This window comes from Hydrogenivirga sp. 128-5-R1-1 (assembly GCF_000171895.1).
Genome location: NZ_ABHJ01000120.1, coordinates 1 through 2,471, shown reverse-complemented (window position 1 = coordinate 2,471; position 2,471 = coordinate 1). Strand labels below are relative to the sequence as shown.

General features: G+C 31.2%; 4 protein-coding genes. 1 reads left to right on the top strand and 3 read right to left on the bottom strand.

The window, feature by feature from the left end:
- Positions 1-101: hypothetical protein (locus tag HG1285_RS20655; protein ID WP_157560662.1), on the bottom strand; the 101-nt coding region annotated here is incomplete at its 3' end.
- Between the two features lie 41 nt (positions 102-142).
- Complete coding sequence (gene der / locus HG1285_RS04515; protein ID WP_008288619.1) at positions 143-1,498, bottom strand: ribosome biogenesis GTPase Der; 1,356 nt, start codon at positions 1,496-1,498, stop codon at positions 143-145.
- A gap of 93 nt (positions 1,499-1,591) precedes the next feature.
- Here der and HG1285_RS04520 point away from each other — a divergent pair, with 93 nt between their 5' ends.
- Positions 1,592-1,963 (top strand): rhodanese-like domain-containing protein, encoded by a 372-nt coding sequence (locus HG1285_RS04520; RefSeq protein ID WP_008288618.1) that lies wholly within the window; start codon positions 1,592-1,594, stop codon positions 1,961-1,963.
- Between the two features lie 2 nt (positions 1,964-1,965).
- On the opposite strand, the gene HG1285_RS04525 is transcribed toward HG1285_RS04520, so the two are convergent.
- Positions 1,966-2,406: a nucleoside deaminase gene (locus HG1285_RS04525; protein ID WP_008288617.1), complete on the bottom strand. Its 441-nt coding sequence runs from the start codon at positions 2,404-2,406 to the stop codon at positions 1,966-1,968.
- Positions 2,407-2,471: the final 65 nt, after the last annotated feature.

Below are 2,471 nucleotides of genomic sequence, written 5' to 3'. Positions count from 1 at the left end.
AGGGGCATTCCTGGATGTCCAGATTTTGCAGTTTGAATCTGGTCTAAAGATAATACTCTAATTGTATTAATACACAGCCAGTCTAAATCGTTAAAATTCATAAACTCACCTTCCGAGAAAATATTTGAATATAATTATTTTATCATCTGGAAGGCTGATTTGTATGTCTGTCTCTGAAAATAAGTTTCATTGGAGATTTATCATATCCAAGGAGCTTTCTTAATCCATTTTCTAAAAATTTTACGTAATTTTCTTTAAAGCCTTGAGGATAATTTACAAACAGTAAAAATGCTGGAGGTTTTCCTTCAAGCTGGGTTCCATAATATATTTTTAGTGGTTTTCCCTGATACGAAGGAGGTGCCTGTAAAGACTGAAGCTGCTGCAGGGCTTTATTTAACTGTCCTGTACTCACTCTTTTCCATACTTGCTTGTAAACTTCTTCTACAGTTTTTAGAAGTTTATCAATGTTTATATGTTTTTTTGCTGAAACTGTTAAAACCGGGGCATAAGGTAAAAAGTAAAGTTTTTCCTTAACCTGCTTAAGCAGAGAATTTAGTACTTCTTTTCTCTTTGGAAGTCTGTCTATTTTGTTTATGACAATCACTACAGGTTTGTAATATTTTTGTGATAAATGGGCTATTTTTTGGTCTTGTTCTGTTGCTCCTTGCTCAGCATCTATTACATGAACTACAACATCGGCTTTCTTTATCGCATCAAGTGTTCTTCCTACGCTGAAAAATTCTACACCATAGTCTACTTTTGATTTTTTTCTGAGGCCTGCAGTATCTAAAAATCTATAAGTTTTATTTTCTATTTTTACCATTGTATCAACTACATCTCTGGTTGTACCTGGAATATTAGAAACCAGAGCTCTTTCTTCTCCTGTTATTGCGTTTAAAATAGAAGATTTCCCTGCATTTGGTTTTCCAATTATTGCAACTTTTATTTCATCTTTTTTGTATATTTCTTGCTCTTTTACTTCTTCTTTTGATGCCTGTATCTCGTAATCTGGAATGTTCTCAATAACTTCATCTAAAAGGTCTGCTACACCATATTTTTGTATTGTTGATACTGGAAAAACTTTGTCAAAGCCAAGCTCATAAAATTCGTAAATTGTATCTTCCTGAGATGGATTGTCAACTTTATTTACTGCAATATATACAGGTTTTTCAGTTTTATGCAGTATCCTTGCTATATCTTTGTCTGCTTCTGTTAAACCTGTTTTTGAATCAACTACTAAGATGAATGCGTCTGCATCTTCCATCTCTTTTTCTATCTGTTTTCTTATAAATGGTGCAAACTTATCATCGTCTGTTTCTATATACCCGCCTGTATCTACAAGTTCAAAAGGTATATTTCTCCACTCGGTTGTTTGTATAAGTCTGTCCCTTGTAATTCCTGGAATGTCTTCAACAATTGCCTTTTTTTGCCCTATTATTCTGTTAAACAGTGAAGATTTCCCAACATTTGGTCTTCCTACTATTGCTACTCTATACATTTTTATCCCTTTATGTTTATTTATTTTTGCGTTTGATAAATTTATGCTAATATTTTATATATTCAAATTAGAATATATCTATACGAGGCGAAAATGAAAAAATTATTAATACTTATTTTATCACTTTTTAGCTTAAGTTATGCTTATGAAAACTTATCTGCTAAAGAGTTTTATGAATTTTTGAATAAGGAAAAAGATTATATTCTTTTAGATGTCAGAACTCCTCAGGAATTTTACAAAGAAGGTCATATAAAAGGAGCAAATCTTATTCCTATACAGCTTTTTAAATATATTTATTTAGGGGGTAAAGGCTTAAAAAACAAAAAAGTTTTTATTTACTGTAGAAGTGGAAATAGAAGTGCCGTTGCTTCAAAAATTCTTGAAAAATGGGGTGTGAAGAAAGTTTACAATTTAAAAAATGGAATATTAGAATGGAAGAAAGAAAGGTTGCCAATAGAAAAGTAGTATTATCTTTTTTCTTTAAAAAATCTTTTTAATATATCTGATGCTTCTTTTACAGGAATGTATTCATAATCTACTTTAAACGGAAGTTTATTATCATCAAATAGCCTGTATTTGCTTATAACTGCTCCTCCTTTTTCATCCTGTGCCAGAAAATAGACCTTTTTTATCCTTGACTGCATTATTGCACCTGCACACATTACACAGGGCTCTAAACTGACCCATATTTCACAGTCATCAAGTCTCCAGCTTTTTAGTTTTTTACAGGCTTTTTCTATTGCAACAATCTCTGCATGGTAAAGGGCATTGTTTTTAGTAATTCTTTGATTATGTCCTTTAGATATTATCTCTCCATTCCTGACAATTAAAGCTCCAACTGGAACTTCATCTTTTTTATATGCTTTTTTTGCTTCCTCAATTAGCTTTTTGACTATATTTTTCTGCATTTTTATTTAATTTTTCATATATTTCAAAAAGTTTAGACTTTAGCTTATCTACACCTTCTTTTGTA